Here is a 17601-nt window from a genome sequence, read left to right on the forward strand (position 1 = left end):
GAAAAAATGGATAAGCAATTCTTTGTAGTCGGTGAAATTGTGAATACACATGGCATAAAAGGAGAACTGAAAGTTTTAAAGCTTTCTGATTATAGTGAGCGTTTTGCCCCTGGTACACAATTATATTTATTTCCTAAACAAGGCCCTGTACAAGAAGTAATAATTGAGCAGCAACGTCTTCATAAAAATTATCATTTATTAAAGTTTTCTGGGTACAATCACATGAGTGAAGTTGAACCGTTTAAAGAGGGCTTATTAAAAATTACTGCAGATCAGATGGAAGAACTAGAAGAAGGAGCTTATTATTATCACGATATTATTGGCTGTGAAGTGTTTACTTTATTAGATGAGAAAATTGGAGTCGTAATTGATATATTTGCTACAGGGGCTAACGACGTATGGGTCGTTAAAGGGATAAATCAAAAGGAAATACTTATTCCGTATATTGATGATGTCGTTAAGACGGTGGATATAAACAAGAAGAAAATTGAAATTGATCCGATGGAAGGATTGTTAGATTAATGCATATTGATATATTAACATTATTTCCGAATATGTTTACAGGTGTATTTCAATCTTCTATTTTACAAAAAGCATTAGAAAAGAAAAAGTTTACGTATAACCTTATTGATTTCCGTGAATATACAGAAGATAAACACCAAAAAGTGGATGATTATCCATATGGTGGTGGAGCTGGTATGGTGCTCACACCGCAACCTATTTTTGATGCTGTACAGGCTAATACCGTAGATAAGAATACTAAACCGCGTATTATCCTTATGTGTCCTCAAGGGGAGCCATATACACAAAAAAAAGCGGAAGAACTTGCTAAGGAAGAACACTTATTATTTATATGTGGCCACTATGAGGGGTATGATGAACGGATTAGAGAACATCTTGTAACAGATGAAATTTCTATTGGTGATTATGTCTTAACAGGTGGAGAGCTAGGGGCGATGGTTGTAATTGATAGTGTCATTCGACTTCTACCTGGTGTTTTAGGAAATACACAATCAATAACAGAAGACTCTTTTACGACAGGTTTATTAGAACATCCTCATTATACTCGTCCCGCCAACTTTCGTGGTATGAAAGTGCCTGGTGTATTGCTATCAGGACATCATGAGAAAATAGCAACTTGGCGGCGAGAACAGTCCCTTAAACGTACATACGAGAGAAGACCAGAGTTATTAACGCAAGTTCAACTAACAGAGAGAGAGAAACAGTTTTTGAAGGAATTAAAAAATAATAAAATGTAGTTGAATTCAGTAGTATGATGTGATATATTAATCTGTGTGCTTGAGTTCTATACTCAAGTTGAAAAACGATGTTCCGCTGTTCCTTAGTGAATGATGAACATTTGGTTTGGAAGGAGTGAAGCAGGATGCAACAATTAATTGAAGAGATTACGAAAGAACAACTTCGTACAGATCATCCTGATTTCCGTGCTGGAGATACAGTTAGAGTGCATGTTAAAGTCGTTGAAGGAAGTCGCGAACGTATTCAAGTTTTTGAAGGCGTTGTAATTAAGCGTCAAAACGGCGGAATTAGTGAGACATTTACAGTAAGAAAGATTTCTTACGGTGTAGGTGTTGAACGTACATTCCCATTACATTCACCACGCATTGACAAAATTGAAGTTGTACGTCGTGGAACTGTTCGCCGTGCTAAACTTTACTACTTACGTAATTTACGTGGTAAAGCCGCACGTATTAGAGAACGTCTTTCATAATTGGCGTCGCTTTAATGACGAGCAGACTATGAAAACATGGTACAAAAAAGAGCTTAGCACCATTGCTAGCTCTTTTTTTATACTTGAAAGCTTAAAAAATGGCAATAAATAGTTGAAATCAATCGTCTGAGTAGACTACAATATGATTGTAGGGAGTGTAATAGTCGGAGGTAAATTCATGAAAAAACAAAAGAGTGACTGGTTTGACTGGATAAAGGCTTTATTAATAGCTGTAGCGGTTGCTTTTGTCATCCGCACCTTTTTTTTCATTCCAATTATTGTTGATGGCCCGTCGATGCTACCAACATTACATGATCGTGATCAAATGATTGTAAATAAATTTGTTTATCGGATAAAAAAACCTGAACGTTTTGATATCGTCGTCTTCCATGCATCTGATAAAAAGGATTTCATTAAGCGTGTGATAGGGTTACCCGGTGAACATGTCGCTGTCAAAGATAATATTTTATACATAGATCATGAACCTGTTGAAGAACCGTTTTTATCAGAATTAAAGGAGAATATGAAACCATATCAAATTTTAACAGAGGATTTCCAATTGGAAAATTTACCTGGTGGCTATGCTGCTATTCCAGAAAATCATGTCCTTGTTCTCGGTGATAATAGAAGTAACTCTGTAGATAGCCGCTCAATTGGACTTATATCCATGGATCAAATTGTCGGGAAAACGAGTCTTATATACTGGCCAATGGATCGTATACAAATTGTAGGAAAGTAGGAATAAATATGACGATACAATGGTTTCCAGGCCATATGGCTAAAGCGAAAAGGGAAGTACAAGAAAAATTAAAATTAGTCGACTTTGTGATGGAATTAGTTGATGCACGCGCACCACATTCATCACAAAATCCATTATTACATGATATATTACAAAATAAGCCTAAAATGATCATCCTCATGAAAAAGGATTTGGCAGATGATTATCAAACGGAAAAATGGCTACGGTACTTTACGCATAAACATATACCAGCAGTAGCTATTAATGTCAACCATAAACCAGATATACAAAAAGTCATCGAACAAGCAAAATTACTAGGACAACAAAAAATAAATATAATGCAGCAACGCGGGATACAAACAAGACCAGCTCGTGCTATGATTATCGGTATTCCGAATGTTGGAAAATCAACATTAATTAATCGTCTTGCGAATAAAAAGATTGCCAAGACAGGTGATCGTCCAGGTATAACAAAACACCAAACATGGATTAAAGTAAAAAATGACTTTGAACTATTAGATACGCCGGGCATTCTATGGCCGAAATTTGAAGAACAAATAGTTGGCTATCGCTTAGCTGCGATTGGTACTATTAAAGACAATCTTTTATCATTGCAAGATATTGCTGCTTTTGTGATTACATATTTACAAAATCATTATCCTGCATTGATTAAACAACGCTATGGAATCGAGCCAAACATGGATGATATGTGGGAAGTATTTCAAAAAATAGGTAAAAAACAAGGTGCTTTAGAAAGTGGTGGACATATTAATTTTGATCGGGTTGCAGAAATTGTATTAAACGATTTAAGAACTGGTCGAATTGGTAAAATAACATTCGAACAAGTAAAAGAGTAGGCATTTATCTTCGGATGGATGTCTTTTTTATTTCAAGAAACGTCACTGTAAACCGATATAAGAAAGAGGAGAAACAAATCAATGAAAAAGCTAACAATAGCACAAATAAAGTCATTAATATATGAACAACAGGTTGATCCAACTGTTATAAATTCATTACAGAATGATAAACGTAAAGGTGTTCAAAAACTTTTACAGTCATTTCGTAAACAACAGAAAAAAGAAAAAGACTTAAAAGAACGCTTTGCGGCTATGACACAATACGAGAGAAGATGTCGACAAGAGGGTTATCATATGATTGCTGGAGTGGATGAGGTAGGGCGTGGTCCTCTGGCTGGACCAGTTGTAGCAGCTGCTGTAATATTGCCACCGACATTTGAGTTACTCGGTCTCAACGACTCAAAACAGTTGTCAGAAGCAAAACGATTAGAATATGCGACCTATATTAAACAAAATGCGGTATCTTATGGTATTGGTATAGTGGGGCATGAGCAAATTGATACTTTAAACATATTACAGGCCACTAAACAGGCTATGAAGCAAGCTCTATTCTCATTGAAGCCAGCAGCTGATTATGTTCTAATTGATGCTGTTACATTATCCAATTTACCGATACCACACCAATCTATTAATAAAGGTGATGAACGAAGCATTTCAATTGCTGCGGCTAGTATACTAGCTAAAGTGACAAGAGATCAATGGATGAGAAAGATTCATCAAGAATACCCAATGTATGAATTCGCCTCAAACATGGGCTATGGAACAAAGCAACATTTAAATGCACTCGAAAAGTATGGAATTTCACCCTATCACAGAAAATCATTTTCTCCAGTAAAAAAGTATCTGAAATCCGAATAGTTTAAAAGGAGAGACAATAGGTTGAGCATACATAAAATTAATCAAGTGACTCATCTGCAGCAAATAAGAGAACATACGATACAATTTAACAAAGGAGATATTATACGCGGGAGAATTATCCAACTATTTCCAAACCAAATGGCTAAAATCCAAATTGGGTCACATTCCATTATGGCTCGACTTGAAGCCCCATTAGTAAGTGGAAAGCCATATTTTTTCCAAGTTGAACAAGCAACTTATCCTTTTCATTTAAAAGTATTCCATCTTACAGATACGTCACAAATAACGGGAAAGTCTGTACAAGATTTCTTGCGTCAGTTAGGAATCACACCAACGAAAGAAATGGTACGTTTAGCAAGTTTCTTATTTAACTCAAACATTCCGATACAAAAGCAAATGCTCATTAAAGCTCATTATTTGTTAAGTCAATCAGCAAATAAACGTCTTACAATGAATATCTTAAAACAGATGATTATTAGACAACTACCGATTAAACCAACCATTTTTCAAGCATTAAAAACGCATGCTACCAGGGACATGAATGATATGATAAAATTAATTATTAACCAACCTGAGCATGCTCTTGTACGAAAAGAAAGAGAATTAATAAAAATGCTAAAAGGCATTGTTGAGTATCCAGTTACGAAAACCCGAATGGAAAAATTGGTTGAGGAAATAAGAGTAGATACAAATACAAATAATAAACAAATGTTTCTCCTTTTAAAAGTACTAGGTGTCATAAATAAGGACACTTCTTTTCAGAAGTGGCAATATGAATGGTTGCGTTTCTTTTCTAAACAGCAAGCATTATCGAACATACCTTTCAGATTGAATGAAGAAGCGATTTTTAAAAAAATAGATTTCATTGTTCAACATAAGGAAGAAATACAACAAACCATGCAAAACATTGTCCAGATAAATGAATCAGCGTCATATTACTTTCCAAAACATATGAGCAAGACGATTCAATCATTATGGATGAATTTAACTCATCATTCTCATAGTGAACAAGATGTTCAAACGATACGACAGATGTTATCTAATGATGGTCTATATAATCGGTTAAAGAAAATGACACAGCTTTACCCGAATGATGACATGTTTTTAGCACTTTCTCAACAAAAACGTTTTATGAATCATATGAACCAGGTTATTCATCATTTAGGGTTAACGTATGAGCATCAATTCGTGACGTCTGGTCAAATGAAGCATCAAACTGTAAAAGGTCTTCTATTAAAAATTATCGAAAGTGGAATCGGAAACAAAGAACTTTATCAAAATCTACTAAATATGATTCATGGCACCCAAATATTATCATTGCATGAAACGAATCAAATCGTTAACATTTTATTACAGGTACCAGCTGAAAAGCTTGGTTTAATTGGCTCATTGAAGCTTGATATAACTGGAAATAAAAAAGCAGATGGAAAGCTTGATGAAGAGTTTTGCCGGATATTATTTTATCTTAATTTACCATCATTACATACGACCGTTATCGATATGTTTATCCAACAGCGAACCATTACATTAACGATTTATAATCATAAAAAAATTTCTCATATTGCTTCGTCTTTTGAAGTCTTATTAAAAAAAGCACTGAAAAAACTTGATTATCAACTATCTCATATCGCCTATAAGTCTTTAAATCAAAAAGTAAATCATCATCAATTTAAACAAGAAAATGTCCTCCCGAAAAAAATGACAGAGGTGGATTATCGAATATGAATCAAAAAAGAAAGCAAGCAGCAGCACTTTCGTATAAAAAAGAACAAGAATCTGCACCAATTGTTTCAGCTAAAGGAAAAGGTGTCGTAGCAGATAACATCATCAAAAAAGCAAAGGAAAATAATGTTCCTATTATTGAAGATGCTTCACTCGTGGAGTTACTTTCTGAAATAAATATTAACGAAACAATTCCACCGACTCTATATGAAGTGGTTGCGGAAGTCTTCGCTTTTATTTATCAAATAGATGATAAAGTTAAACGTAAAAAAACATTGAATGATGATTTTTAAAGAAAAATGTCGCTTTTTAGCTCATATTCTTGTTTATTCCACAATTATTTACTACAATAGAGGTGCAGTGAATTAGATTGGAGGCTATAAGATGAACATTCATGAGTATCAAGCGAAAGAAATCTTACGAAACTATGGCGTAGTAGTTCCAAATGGTTACGTTGCGTATACTGTCGATGAAGCAGTAGAAGCTGCAAAAAAACTTGATAGTTCTGTAACCGTTGTCAAAGCACAAATCCACGCAGGTGGCCGTGGAAAAGCAGGTGGTGTAAAGGTAGCCAAAAGCATTGATGAAGTGCGTACATATGCAGAAGAAATACTTGGTAAAGTATTGGTGACACCACAAACAGGACCTGAAGGTAGAGAGGTAAAACGGTTGTATATCGAGGAAGGATGCGACATAAAGAAGGAATATTATGTTGGTATCGTTTTAGACCGTGCTACGTCTCGTGTCGTATTAATGGCATCTGAAGAAGGTGGTATGGAGATCGAAGAAGTCGCGGCCGAAACACCTGAAAAGATTTTTAAGGAAGTTATAGATCCTGTTGTTGGTTTAATGCCTTATCAGGCTAGAAGACTAGCATTCAATATTAATATACCTGAAGAATCGATTTCAAAGGCAGTTAAATTTATGATGGGACTTTATAATGCTTATGTTGATAAAGATTGTTCAATTGCTGAAATTAATCCTCTCGTCGTAACTGGTGAAGGTGACGTGTTAGCTCTTGATGCTAAAATGAACTTCGATGATAACGCATTATTCCGTCAAAAAGATGTTCTTGAATTACGTGATTTAGCTGAGGAAGATGAGAAAGAAATCGAAGCTTCTAAATACGATTTAAGTTACATTGCATTAGACGGTAATATTGGCTGTATGGTTAATGGTGCTGGCCTGGCAATGGCGACAATGGATATTATAAAACATTATGGTGGAGAACCTGCAAACTTCTTAGATGTTGGCGGTGGTGCTACAGCAGATAAAGTGACTGAGGCATTCAAAATAATCTTATCTGATCCGAATGTAAAAGGAATCTTTGTCAACATTTTTGGTGGTATTATGAAATGTGACATCATTGCTGAAGGTGTTGTACAAGCAACAAAAGAAGTAGGATTAGAGATTCCATTAGTTGTTCGCTTAGAGGGAACAAATGTTGAATTAGGTAAGAAAATCTTAAATGAATCAGGTTTAAACATTACGTCTGCAGATTCGATGGCAGATGGTGCAGAAAAAATCGTATCCATGTTAAATTAAATTCGGTAAATTTTATGTATTCAGGAAAGGACGGTTAATCCATGAGTGTATTCGTAAATAAAGATTCCAAAGTCATTGTTCAAGGAATTACTGGAAGTACAGCAAGATTTCACACGAAGCAAATGCTAGAATACGGAACAAAGATTGTTGGTGGTGTCACACCTAAAAAAGGTGGAACAGAAGTTGAAGGAGTTCCTGTATTTGATACCGTACAAGAAGCTGTAGAAAAAACTGGCGCGGATGTTTCAGTTATTTATGTACCAGCTCCTTTTGCTGCAGATGCGATCATTGAAGCGGTTGATGCTGAGCTTGATCTAGTCATTTGTATTACAGAACATATTCCAATTTTAGATATGGTTAAAGTTAAACGATATATGGAAGGTAAAAAGACACGTCTAATAGGGCCAAACTGTCCAGGTGTCATTTCGGCAGATGAGTGTAAAGTAGGTATTATGCCAGGTTATATTCATAAGAAAGGACATATTGGTGTTGTATCCCGTTCAGGTACATTAACGTATGAAGCTGTTCACCAATTAACACAGGCTGGTTATGGTCAAACATCAGCTGTTGGTATCGGTGGAGACCCTGTTAATGGTACGAATTTTATTGATGTACTTGAAGCGTTTAACAATGACCCAGAGACAGAGGCTGTTATCATGATTGGAGAAATTGGTGGGACTGCTGAAGAAGAAGCAGCTCGTTGGGTGAAAGAGAATATGACAAAGCCTGTCGTCGGATTTATTGGTGGGGTAACAGCTCCTCCAGGAAAACGTATGGGTCATGCTGGTGCGATAATTTCAGGTGGACAAGGAACAGCTCAAGAGAAAATTCGTGTTATGAATGAATGTGGAATCACAGTAGCTGAAACACCAGCTGTCATTGGAGAAACGATGATTAAGGTTCTAAAAGAAAAAGGACTAGCTGAGAAATGTAAAACACATTAATAACGGATTGACAAAGGAATCTGCGCTAGTACAGATTCCTTGTCTTTTTATAAAGGATGTGATGGATGATTGTATAAAAAAAGACGGTATCGTCTGTTGTATTTATATTATTGTGGCATATCAAGAAAAATGATTAGGCGTATTCTTCAATATGATCCTACGATGTCTCACATCTATTTCTTAACTCCTCGAGAAATACATCAAGCATTGTCAATTCCATTAGAAAAGGCAGAAAGATTATATATTAAACTGCACCAGCGTCAAATAATGAGAAGAATTTTAATAGATGAAAAAAAATTCCACATCATAACAATTTTTGATCAACATTATCCAATCCAATTGAGAAAAATCCCTGACTCACCGCTTGTTTTATTTGCTATAGGTAATTTACATCTTTTAAGGTATCATCAAATAATAAGTGTTATCGGTACGAGACACCCTTCAAAGGAAGCAGGTCAAAAGATAGAACATATCGTAAAACCTCTAATATTAAATGATTGGGTTATTGTTAGTGGGATGGCAATTGGCATAGATAGTATGGCACATCAAGCTGCACTAGAAGAAAATGGAATGACAATAGCCGTACTAGGTAGTGGTTTAAATCATATTTATCCAATACGAAATCGCCCACTTTATAACTCTATTGCGAAGCAAGGATTAGTTATGACAGAATATTTACCGGATACAAAACCAAAGCCTTATCAATTTCCAGAAAGAAATCGTATTATAAGTGGCTTAAGCTATGCAACGTTAGTTATCGAAGCAACAGAAAAAAGTGGCACATTAATTACCGTTGATCAAGCTTTGGATCAAGGAAGAGAAGTTTATGCGGTTCCAGGTTCTCCTTATTTAGCTGAAACATTAGGCTGTCATAAATTAATTCAAGAAGGTGCTAAACTTGTAAAAAATTCGTTAGATATTGAGATGGATTGGGAGGAATATGGAAAGAAATGGTTGCAACCGTGACGGTATTCATGCAAAATGGATATGGACTTGTTTGACAAAAGTGATATAAATATATATATTAGTGAAGATTTCAATACACAATTAATGATACAAAAAATTAATGATTTTTATATGAATGTTTTTGTTATAGACAGTACTGTCTTATTCTAGGAGGAATAACATGTCAGAATATCTTGTAATTGTAGAATCCCCAGCGAAAGCAAAAACAATCGAACGTTATTTAGGAAAAAAATATACAGTTAAAGCATCAATGGGGCATGTACGTGATCTCCCAAAAAGTCAAATGGCTGTTGATACGGAGAACAATTATCAACCAAAATATATTACAATTCGAGGTAAAGGTAGTATTTTAAAAGACTTAAAATCTTCAGCGAAAAAAGCGAAAAAAGTTTATTTAGCAGCTGACCCTGATCGTGAAGGAGAAGCAATTGCTTGGCATTTAGCACATGCTTTAAAGATTGATGAAGACTCTGATTGTCGTGTCGTTTTTAATGAGATTACAAAAGATGCCATTAAAGAATCGTTTAAACATCCACGTCCAATTAATATGGATTTAGTTGATGCACAACAAGCGAGGCGTATATTAGATCGACTTGTCGGATACAATATAAGTCCTTTATTATGGAAAAAGGTAAAAAAAGGACTTAGTGCGGGTCGTGTCCAGTCTGTTGCGTTGAAAATGATTATTGATCGAGAAAATGAAATAAAGAATTTCAAGCCAGAAGAATATTGGTCAATTACCGCTGATTTTGAAAAAGATAAAGAAGCTTTTGAAGGTAAATTTTACGGGATTAATGGGAAGAAGAAAGAACTAGCAAATGAAAGTGATGTAAATCATGTATTGAATCAATTAGAAGGAAAAAAATTCACTATAAGTAAGGTAAATAAACGTGAGCGACGTCGAAATCCAGCAAAACCGTTCACAACATCGTCACTACAACAAGAAGCAGCACGGAAACTTAACTTCCGTGCAAAAAAAACGATGATGATCGCACAGCAGCTATACGAAGGAATTGACTTAGGAAAAAAAACAGGTGGAATAACTGGTTTAATCACTTATATGAGAACTGACTCAACAAGAGTTTCAAATGTAGCTGTACAAGAGGCCAATGAATATATCAATAATACATTTGGTTCAAATTATGTCGGAAACAACCGAAAAACCTCTCAAAGCAAAGGCGCACAAGATGCTCATGAGGCTATTCGGCCAACTTCCATTATGAGACATCCCGATACACTTAAAGACATATTATCGCGTGATCAATATCGGTTATATAAATTAATTTGGGAACGTTTTTTAGCTAGTCAAATGTCTCCCGCTGTTTTGGACACGATGACAGTCCATATGCTTAATAATAATGTTGAATTTAGAGCTTCTGGTTCAAAAGTGAAATTTCCTGGGTTTATGAAAGTTTATATAGAGAGTAAAGATGATCAAAAGAAAGAAGAAAATAAATTTCTGCCTGATTTAGAAGAAGGCATGGTAATTGATGCTAAAGATATAACACCAAATCAACATTTTACACAGCCACCACCTCGTTATACAGAGGCAAGGCTCGTAAGGACAATGGAAGAAAAAGGAATCGGACGTCCATCAACATATGCACCAACATTAGATACCATTCAAAAACGTGGTTATGTCACCATTGATCAGAGACGATTTTTCCCAACTGAACTCGGAGAAATTGTTGTTGATTTATTGAAAGAGTTTTTCCCAGAGATTATTGATGTTGATTTTACTGCCAAAATGGAAACAGACTTAGACTCGATTGAAGAAGGAAAGCATCATTGGGTCGATATTATTGATGATTTTTATAAGGATTTTGAAAAGCGTTTAAAAGTTGCAGAAAATGAAATGGCAAAAGTTGAGATTAAAGACGAACCAGCTGGTATCGACTGTGAAAAATGTGGTCATGCGATGGTATATAAAATGGGACGTTACGGAAAGTTCATCGCTTGTTCAAATTTTCCTGAATGCCGTAATACAAAGCCGATCTTAAAGAAAATTGGTGTCAAATGTCCAAAGTGTCAAAAAGGTGATATTGTAGAGCGTCGTTCTAAGAAGCGCCGTCTCTTTTACGGCTGTGATCAATTTCCAGAATGCGACTTTGTATCCTGGGATAAACCTATCGTTCGTTCGTGTCCAAAATGTGATAATTTACTAGTTGAAAAACGAACTAAAAAACAAACACAAATCAAATGTACATCATGTGATTATATTGAAGATCCTGAGAATTAATTAGGAGCTAAGACAAAACTAGTTTTAAATGAGAAAATTCAGGAACCAACATTGAAATGTTGTTTCCTGAATTTCTTATTTTGTTTCGAATTTTGGCGATATACTTTTAAGTCTACCGCGATTAATGCAAATGCTCATTTATTTTCTACTTTTGATTTTCCACTGGCCGTAGCGAATAATACCCAACAATAGTTTGTAGTATCTCTTCATTATATAAACAAACCTCAGCTCGCTCTATTGATCATTCACGTACTGTCATGATCATTAGGAGAAGGAGATTGGGACATAAGGAAAAAGTGAACAAAAATAGTTTTTTCTTTCAGAGGTTTTGTCCTAGCCTCTTTAATTTAAATAATAATGATTAAACATTTTGCTAATACACGCTTTTAAAATTATTAGACTTTTTTAGTTGACTAATGGTTAATAAACATATATAATTTTTCATTGGTGCCATGTGAAAACACTTGACACCATGAACTGTTCGGATGATTTATCAAAGATAACCTAAATTTAATTGGTTTTCTATCTAAAAGTAGTGCAAGTTCGGTTCTGAATTTTGTTACAATTATGTTAAATATATTGCATTTTTAATTAATCTGTGTTATTATTTAGTCGCTGTTCTAAGAGGTGAGAATTTGGTCAATTATCAAACATGTCGCATAATGTTTATGAAATACTTGCAAATAGAGAAAAACGCTTCCCCGTATACATTGAAATTTTACACAGATGATTTAAATACGTTTTTTACATTTCTTGAAGAAGAACAAATTCAAGATTTAAATCATCTTAATGAACGTGATATTCGGATATTTTTGACCAATTTATATAAAAACCAATTGAGCAGAAGAACAGTTTCGAGAATCTTATCTTGTTTACGAAGTTTTTATCGTTTTTTACAAAGGGAAGAATTTGTAAATCAAAATCCATTCATGCATATTTCTTTACCCAAATCAGAAAAGAAACTTCCAAGTTTTTTGTATCAGGAAGAACTTGAGAAACTATTTCATGTTAGCGATATGACAACTCCATTGGGACAGCGTAATCAAGCGCTTTTAGAGTTGCTATACGCAACGGGTATCCGGGTAGGAGAGTGTGTGAAGATTCGAGTTAGTGATATTGATTTTGATATTGGGACTGTATTTGTTACTGGTAAAGGTAATAAAGAACGTTATGTGCCATTTGGTTCGTTTGCTGCCACTGCTTTAAAAACCTATATAGAAGATGGCAGAAATTCCCTATTAGAAAAAACGGAATCGCAAACTAATTGTCTATTTCTTAATGTTAGAGGACAACCATTAACAGATCGTGGTATTCGCTTCATTTTAAATAAAATGGTAGAAAAGACATCATTAACTGTCAACATCTATCCACATAAACTTAGACATACATTTGCAACTCACATGTTAAATGCAGGAGCAGATTTACGAACAGTTCAAGAATTGCTGGGACATGAACATTTATCGACAACACAGATTTATACACATGTAACAAAAGATTATTTGCGTCATGTTTATATGAACAGCCACCCGAGAGCAAAAAAGAAGTAGCAAATAAAAGGGGTGAATGACATGCATGACATGCATGCGACGACAATCTTTGCCATTCATCATAATGGGGAAGCCGCAATGTGTGGAGATGGTCAAGTGACAATGGGAAATACCGTTGTTATGAAACATACAGCTAAAAAAGTAAGAAAGTTATTTAATGGTGAAGTTTTAGCTGGATTTGCTGGCTCTGTTGCCGATGCTTTCACATTATATGAGAATTTTGAAGCTAAATTAGTTACCTACGATGGAAATTTATCTAGAGCAGCTGTCGAGCTTGCGAAAGAATGGCGCAGTGATAAAGTTCTTCGAAAGTTAGAAGCTTTATTAATTGTCATGAACAAGAAAGAAATGTTTCTATTATCGGGAACTGGGGAAGTTATACAACCAGACGATGGAATTCTCGCAATTGGCTCAGGTGGTCATTATGCTTTAAGTGCAGGGAGAGCATTGGCTCGTCATGCTACACACCTTTCTGCTAAGGAAATCGCTGTAAAGGCGATGGAGATTGCTAGCGAAATTTGTGTGTATACAAATGATCAATTGACATTAGAAGTTCTCGATTCATGAGGGGGTTAAACAAGATGGTCAAAAACTATACTCCAAGGCAAATCGTAGAACACCTTGATCGATATATTATCGGACAAAAGCACGCGAAAAGATCTGTTGCTGTTGCACTGCGTAATCGTTACCGACGTATGAAGCTTGAAGATCAAATGCGAGAAGAAGTATTTCCGAAGAACATTTTAATGATTGGTCCTACTGGTGTAGGTAAGACTGAAATTGCCAGACGATTAGCTACTCTAGTCAGTGCCCCATTCATTAAAGTTGAGGCCACAAAATTTACCGAAGTTGGTTATGTTGGTCGTGATGTTGAATCAATGGTTCGCGATCTTGTAGAAATGTCAATCCGTATGGTAAAAGATGAAAAAATGGCAGAAGTAAAAGAACAAGCGGAGCAAAAAGCCAATGAGAAGTTGGTTTCTCTACTTGTTCCACAAGCAAAGAAACAAAGTCAAATTAAAAACCCATTTGAAATGCTTTTTGCATCTGGACAAGAGAACAATGATGAAGATGATGCGGAAATTGATTCACAAATACTTAGTAAAAGAGAACAAGTCAAGCGCTTACTTGCTTTAGGAGAGATGGAAGATTCAATTGTTACAGTGGAAATAGAAGAATCACCACCATCCTTATTTGATATGTTACAAGGCTCCGGAATGGAGCAAATGGGGATGAATATGCAAGATGCATTTAGTAAATTTATGCCGAAACAAACAAGAAAACGAAAACTTCCTGTATCTGAAGCAAGAAAAATTTTAACCCAACAAGAAGCGCAAAAATTAATCGATATGGATGAAGTAGCACGTGATGCGATTGAACGTGCAGAACAATCAGGGATTATCTTTATCGATGAAATTGATAAAATCGCTGGAAAAGAGGAACATTCACCAAATGTTTCGCGTGAAGGTGTTCAAAGGGATATACTACCGATTGTTGAGGGTTCTACCGTCATAACAAAACATGGTCCAGTTAAGACAGATCATATGTTATTTATCGCAGCAGGCGCTTTTCATATGGCAAAGCCATCTGATTTAATCCCTGAATTACAAGGTAGATTCCCTATAAGAGTTGAACTAGAAAAGCTTTCTATTGAAGATTTCAAGCGTATATTAAAAGAGCCTTCAAATGCTCTTTTGAAACAGTATCAGGCATTATTAAAAACAGAAGGTATAAATCTTGTTTTTAATGACGAAGCTATTGAAACCATTGCAAAAATTGCGTATCAAGTAAATCAAGATACAGATAATATTGGAGCGAGAAGACTTCATACCATTTTAGAAAAACTTTTAGAAGATTTATCTTTTGAAGCGCCGGATATCAATATGGATACCGTTGAAATTACCGCTGAATACGTTAACGAAAAGCTAAATGATATAGCTACAAATAAAGACTTAAGTCAATTTATCTTATAAACCCTATAAAAATTTTTAAAAAGAGGATGGAGGATCATTATGGATTTATTAACTCGTGCAAGAAAAATTAATTCAATGTTACAGAAGGCTACAGGAAAATCAGTCGATTTTAATAATATGGCAGCTTTATTACGTGATGTCATTAAAGGGAATGTGTTTATCGTTTCCAGACGTGGTAAACTATTAGGATTTGCCATTAATCAAGAAATCGAAAACGAAAGAATGAAACAAATGTTAGAAGAAAGACAGTTTCCACAAGATTATACAGATAGTCTGTTTAATATTCATGAAACAACATCAAATTTAGACATTGATAGCCCATACACTGTATTCCCTGTGGAGAATCGTGATCTATTTAAAAATGGTTTAACTACAATTGTACCTATTATTGGTGGTGGTGAACGTCTAGGTACCCTTATTTTAGGTAGCTTAACAGAAGAATTTAATGATGATGATTTATTGCTTGCTGAATATGGTGCAACTGTAGTTGGTATGGAAATTCTTCATGAGAAAACAGAAGAAATTGAAATGGAAGCACGTTCTAAAGCTGTTGTACAAATGGCAATTAGCTCATTATCTTATAGTGAGCTAGAAGCAATAGACCACATCTTTGAAGAATTAAATGGTAAAGAAGGTCTTCTAGTAGCCAGTAAAATTGCTGACCGCGTAGGCATTACACGTTCAGTAATCGTTAATGCACTTCGTAAATTAGAAAGTGCAGGTGTGATTGAATCAAGATCACTTGGAATGAAAGGAACTTATATTAAAGTATTAAATGACAAGTTCCTAGTAGAATTAGATAAGTTACGTTCTCGTTAATACAAGGTAAAAAGCCGATTGACATGTAAATCATGTCAATCGGCTTTTTTATGTGGTAGTTTTGAACTAAGTAAATAGACCTACCATGTTGTAAGCGATAACAAATCAGCTGGTAAAATCTTACTAAATATACGAATAATTACGGTTTACTTCACAAAAATGTTAAATATTAATGATTATTTATAATAATTGCGTCACAATTTTTAGTTATAATGTATTATATATAAAATTTTACAATTGATCATAAAAGTATTCGGTTAAATAAATAGTACTTAAGTAACAGTACAAAATGACTATTTACTAAAAAAGATGTTATTTTACTATAATAAAATAGACTTTATTCTCATTATAATCTACAATAAACGTAGAATAAGTACATATTTTGTCTAATTTTGTATTTAATGGTAATAACGTCACAAAACTGTGACAAAACGACTATTTAAAGTAATTTTTAAAAGAAGTGGAAAAAGGGGTGTATAAGATGTTATATGGGAACACGATAAAAACACTCGGAAGCTCCTTAGATTATGCCATTCGAAGAAATGAGCAAATCGCTACGAATATTGCTAACGTTGATACGCCGAATTACAAAGCAAAAGACATAGCATTTAAGGATATTCTTAATGAAAAGCTTAGAACGTCTTTACAAGCAAAACGAACACATGAGAAACACCTTCCGTTTCAAATAGAAACACGTACATATCACACATTTCTAAAAAAGAATTTACAATACAATCATAATGGTAATAATGTAGATATCGATAAAGAAATGGCCAACTTAGCAAAAAACCAAATCTATTATCAAAGTCTAGTAGACAGAATGAATGGCAAGTTTACAGACTTACAAACTGTGATTAGAGGAGGTAGGTAGTAAATGAGTATTTTTACTGGATTTAATGCGAGCGCAAGTGCTCTTACAGCACAGAGATTAAGAATGGATGTTGTATCATCTAATCTTGCTAATAGTCATACGACTCGAGCGACAGTTAACGCCCAAGGAGAATATGAACCATATCGGCGAAAGATGGTCCATATGATACCGACTAAATCATTTAAATCTTACCTACAACGAGCACATTCTAAAGAGCCAACTCAAGGTGTTCGTGTTCAACGGATTGTAACTGATCAAACACCTTTTAAAGAGGTTTACAATCCCGATCATCCAGATGCCAACGAGAATGGCTATGTTCAGATGCCTAATATAGATCCTTTAAAAGAAATGGTAGATCTAATGAGTGCAACACGTTCATACGAAGCAAATATTACAGCACTAAATGCAAATAAAGCGATGTTAATGAAAACATTAGAAATTGGAAAATAGATTGGAGTTATCACTATGAATATATATTCAAATCACATACAAACTTTAAATCATCCAATTCAGACAGAAACAAAAAATAAACATCATAGTTCAACTCATTTTTCCCAAGTATTAAAGTCTACTATTGAGAAAGTAAATCAAGCTCAACTGGCGTCTGATGCGAAAACTGAAGCATTGGCGAAAGGAAAGATTGAACATTTGCATGATGTAATGATTACGGCACAAAAGGCGAGCATTGCCTTAGAAACGACTGTCCAAATTCAACGGAAAGTAATTGATGCCTACAATGAAATCATGAGAATGCAAGTTTAATAAAACTATAAATTCAAAAGAACATAA

19 protein-coding genes are annotated in these 17601 nt (G+C 34.7%); all 19 read left to right on the forward strand.

All coding sequences use genetic code 11. From position 1 onward, the window contains the following. Window positions 1-6 precede the first annotated feature (6 nt). The 19 genes from rimM to fliE all read left to right on the forward strand — a co-directional run bounded on the left by rimM (window position 7) and on the right by fliE (window position 17574). Complete coding sequence (gene rimM, locus HNQ35_RS05110) at window positions 7-522, forward strand: ribosome maturation factor RimM (protein WP_146935643.1); 516 nt, start codon at window positions 7-9, stop codon at window positions 520-522. Next, on the forward strand, window positions 522-1259 hold the full coding sequence (gene trmD / locus HNQ35_RS05115; protein WP_146935645.1) for a tRNA (guanosine(37)-N1)-methyltransferase TrmD: 738 nt from the start codon (window positions 522-524) through the stop codon (window positions 1257-1259). Before rimM ends, trmD begins: the two co-directional genes overlap by 1 nt. Before the next feature lie 125 nt (window positions 1260-1384). Next, window positions 1385-1732 carry a 50S ribosomal protein L19 gene (rplS, locus tag HNQ35_RS05120; RefSeq protein ID WP_146935647.1) on the forward strand — a complete coding sequence of 116 codons (348 nt, stop codon included), beginning with the start codon at window positions 1385-1387 and terminating at the stop codon, window positions 1730-1732. Between the two features lie 178 nt (window positions 1733-1910). Continuing rightward, the gene (gene lepB, locus HNQ35_RS05125; RefSeq protein ID WP_146935649.1) at window positions 1911-2471 is read left to right on the forward strand and encodes a signal peptidase I; all 561 of its coding nucleotides are present in this window, start codon (window positions 1911-1913) and stop codon (window positions 2469-2471) included. Window positions 2472-2479: 8 nt separating this feature from the next. Continuing rightward, on the forward strand, window positions 2480-3328 hold the full coding sequence (gene ylqF, locus HNQ35_RS05130; protein WP_146935651.1) for a ribosome biogenesis GTPase YlqF: 849 nt from the start codon (window positions 2480-2482) through the stop codon (window positions 3326-3328). Window positions 3329-3409: 81 nt separating this feature from the next. Beyond that, complete coding sequence (rnhB, locus tag HNQ35_RS05135) at window positions 3410-4186, forward strand: ribonuclease HII (RefSeq protein WP_146935653.1); 777 nt, start codon at window positions 3410-3412, stop codon at window positions 4184-4186. A 21-nt stretch (window positions 4187-4207) separates the two neighbouring features. Then, window positions 4208-5911, forward strand: a complete 1704-nt coding sequence (locus HNQ35_RS05140) for a TP0910 N-terminal domain-containing protein (RefSeq protein ID WP_146935655.1) — start codon at window positions 4208-4210, stop codon at window positions 5909-5911. Next, window positions 5908-6201 (forward strand): EscU/YscU/HrcU family type III secretion system export apparatus switch protein, encoded by a 294-nt coding sequence (locus tag HNQ35_RS05145; RefSeq protein ID WP_146935657.1) that lies wholly within the window; start codon window positions 5908-5910, stop codon window positions 6199-6201. The genes HNQ35_RS05140 and HNQ35_RS05145 overlap by 4 nt, the downstream gene beginning before the upstream one ends. Window positions 6202-6292: 91 nt before the next feature. Continuing rightward, the gene (gene sucC, locus HNQ35_RS05150; protein ID WP_146935659.1) at window positions 6293-7453 is read left to right on the forward strand and encodes an ADP-forming succinate--CoA ligase subunit beta; all 1161 of its coding nucleotides are present in this window, start codon (window positions 6293-6295) and stop codon (window positions 7451-7453) included. A gap of 41 nt (window positions 7454-7494) precedes the next feature. Beyond that, the gene (sucD, locus tag HNQ35_RS05155; protein ID WP_146935661.1) at window positions 7495-8397 is read left to right on the forward strand and encodes a succinate--CoA ligase subunit alpha; all 903 of its coding nucleotides are present in this window, start codon (window positions 7495-7497) and stop codon (window positions 8395-8397) included. Window positions 8398-8466: 69 nt separating this feature from the next. Further along, complete coding sequence (gene dprA, locus HNQ35_RS05160; protein WP_246118036.1) at window positions 8467-9363, forward strand: DNA-processing protein DprA; 897 nt, start codon at window positions 8467-8469, stop codon at window positions 9361-9363. A gap of 160 nt (window positions 9364-9523) precedes the next feature. Beyond that, window positions 9524-11602 (forward strand): type I DNA topoisomerase, encoded by a 2079-nt coding sequence (topA, locus tag HNQ35_RS05165; protein ID WP_146935664.1) that lies wholly within the window; start codon window positions 9524-9526, stop codon window positions 11600-11602. A 662-nt stretch (window positions 11603-12264) separates the two neighbouring features. Then, window positions 12265-13149, forward strand: coding sequence for a tyrosine recombinase XerC (xerC, locus tag HNQ35_RS05170; RefSeq protein WP_146935970.1), 885 nt, complete (start codon window positions 12265-12267; stop codon window positions 13147-13149). A gap of 21 nt (window positions 13150-13170) precedes the next feature. Beyond that, a complete protein-coding gene (gene hslV, locus HNQ35_RS05175) occupies window positions 13171-13716 on the forward strand; it encodes an ATP-dependent protease subunit HslV (protein WP_146935666.1) in 546 nt (181 codons plus the stop codon). Between the two features lie 14 nt (window positions 13717-13730). Beyond that, window positions 13731-15122: an ATP-dependent protease ATPase subunit HslU gene (hslU, locus tag HNQ35_RS05180; RefSeq protein ID WP_146935668.1), complete on the forward strand. Its 1392-nt coding sequence runs from the start codon at window positions 13731-13733 to the stop codon at window positions 15120-15122. A 39-nt stretch (window positions 15123-15161) separates the two neighbouring features. Next, window positions 15162-15941, forward strand: a complete 780-nt coding sequence (codY, locus tag HNQ35_RS05185; RefSeq protein WP_146935671.1) for a GTP-sensing pleiotropic transcriptional regulator CodY — start codon at window positions 15162-15164, stop codon at window positions 15939-15941. Between the two features lie 481 nt (window positions 15942-16422). Continuing rightward, window positions 16423-16812: a flagellar basal body rod protein FlgB gene (gene flgB, locus HNQ35_RS05190; RefSeq protein WP_146935673.1), complete on the forward strand. Its 390-nt coding sequence runs from the start codon at window positions 16423-16425 to the stop codon at window positions 16810-16812. Between the two features lie 3 nt (window positions 16813-16815). Beyond that, the gene (flgC, locus tag HNQ35_RS05195) at window positions 16816-17262 is read left to right on the forward strand and encodes a flagellar basal body rod protein FlgC (RefSeq protein ID WP_146935675.1); all 447 of its coding nucleotides are present in this window, start codon (window positions 16816-16818) and stop codon (window positions 17260-17262) included. Between the two features lie 15 nt (window positions 17263-17277). Further along, on the forward strand, window positions 17278-17574 hold the full coding sequence (gene fliE, locus HNQ35_RS05200; RefSeq protein ID WP_146935677.1) for a flagellar hook-basal body complex protein FliE: 297 nt from the start codon (window positions 17278-17280) through the stop codon (window positions 17572-17574). Window positions 17575-17601 lie beyond the last annotated feature (27 nt).

The organism is Cerasibacillus quisquiliarum (assembly GCF_014202495.1).
GTDB classification, from domain to species: domain Bacteria; phylum Bacillota; class Bacilli; order Bacillales; family Amphibacillaceae; genus Cerasibacillus; species Cerasibacillus quisquiliarum.

Bases quoted from the DNA above. Each gene is read 5' to 3' on its own strand.
- rimM (WP_146935643.1), top strand. From the start codon at position 7: ATGGATAAGCAATTCTTTGTAGTCGGTGAAATTGTGAATACACATGGC.
- trmD (WP_146935645.1), top strand. From the start codon at position 522: ATGCATATTGATATATTAACATTATTTCCGAATATGTTTACAGGTGTA.
- rplS (WP_146935647.1), top strand. From the start codon at position 1,385: ATGCAACAATTAATTGAAGAGATTACGAAAGAACAACTTCGTACAGAT.
- lepB (WP_146935649.1), top strand. From the start codon at position 1,911: ATGAAAAAACAAAAGAGTGACTGGTTTGACTGGATAAAGGCTTTATTA.
- ylqF (WP_146935651.1), top strand. From the start codon at position 2,480: ATGACGATACAATGGTTTCCAGGCCATATGGCTAAAGCGAAAAGGGAA.
- rnhB (WP_146935653.1), top strand. From the start codon at position 3,410: ATGAAAAAGCTAACAATAGCACAAATAAAGTCATTAATATATGAACAA.
- HNQ35_RS05145 (WP_146935657.1), top strand. From the start codon at position 5,908: ATGAATCAAAAAAGAAAGCAAGCAGCAGCACTTTCGTATAAAAAAGAA.
- sucC (WP_146935659.1), top strand. From the start codon at position 6,293: ATGAACATTCATGAGTATCAAGCGAAAGAAATCTTACGAAACTATGGC.
- sucD (WP_146935661.1), top strand. From the start codon at position 7,495: ATGAGTGTATTCGTAAATAAAGATTCCAAAGTCATTGTTCAAGGAATT.
- topA (WP_146935664.1), top strand. From the start codon at position 9,524: ATGTCAGAATATCTTGTAATTGTAGAATCCCCAGCGAAAGCAAAAACA.
- xerC (WP_146935970.1), top strand. From the start codon at position 12,265: ATGTTTATGAAATACTTGCAAATAGAGAAAAACGCTTCCCCGTATACA.
- hslV (WP_146935666.1), top strand. From the start codon at position 13,171: ATGCATGACATGCATGCGACGACAATCTTTGCCATTCATCATAATGGG.
- hslU (WP_146935668.1), top strand. From the start codon at position 13,731: ATGGTCAAAAACTATACTCCAAGGCAAATCGTAGAACACCTTGATCGA.
- codY (WP_146935671.1), top strand. From the start codon at position 15,162: ATGGATTTATTAACTCGTGCAAGAAAAATTAATTCAATGTTACAGAAG.
- flgB (WP_146935673.1), top strand. From the start codon at position 16,423: ATGTTATATGGGAACACGATAAAAACACTCGGAAGCTCCTTAGATTAT.
- flgC (WP_146935675.1), top strand. From the start codon at position 16,816: ATGAGTATTTTTACTGGATTTAATGCGAGCGCAAGTGCTCTTACAGCA.
- fliE (WP_146935677.1), top strand. From the start codon at position 17,278: ATGAATATATATTCAAATCACATACAAACTTTAAATCATCCAATTCAG.